The 657-nt window shown below is 41.6% G+C and carries 1 pseudogene; it reads right to left on the reverse strand.

The window, feature by feature from the left end:
* Positions 1-657, reverse strand: a pseudogene (locus tag ACVC08_RS00520) (gliding motility-associated C-terminal domain-containing protein); the annotation flags it as partial.

Raw genomic sequence — 657 nt, forward strand, 5'->3', positions numbered from 1 at the left:
GTCTAGTGTTGCAGAACAGTTGTCATTTTCATCAGTAACATCTCCTGTAATGTTTACTCCAGCATCGTAGTTACATGATGCATCTGTAAATATCTCAATATCTGCCGGTGCAGTAAATGTTGGTGCGATATTATCAGACACGGTAATGGTTTGTGTTTGTTCTGGCGCAGTGTTACCACAGCTATCTGTTAATGTCCATGTTCTGGTAATAATGAATGATCCTTCGCAAGTTCCAGCGACTACAGCGTCTGTGTAGGTCGCGTCTAGTGTTGCAGAACAGTTATCTGCTTCGTCTGTAACATCTCCTGTAATGTTTACTCCAGCATCGTAGTTACATGATGCATCTGTAAATATCTCAATATCTGCAGGTGCAGTAAATGTTGGTGCAATATTATCGGACACCGTGATGGTTTGTGTTTGTTCTGGCGCAGTATTACCACAGCTATCTGTTAATGTCCATGTTCTTGTGATTACGAATGATCCTTCGCAAGTTCCTGCGACTACAGTGTCTGTGTAGGTCGCGTCTAGTGTTGTAGAACAGTTATCTGCTTCGTCTGTAACATCTCCTGTAATGTTTACTCCAGCATCGTAGTTGCATGATGCATCTGTAAATATCTCAATATCTGCAGGTGCAGTAAATGTTGGTGCAATATTATC

It is taken from the genome of Pontimicrobium sp. MEBiC06410 (assembly GCF_053601615.1).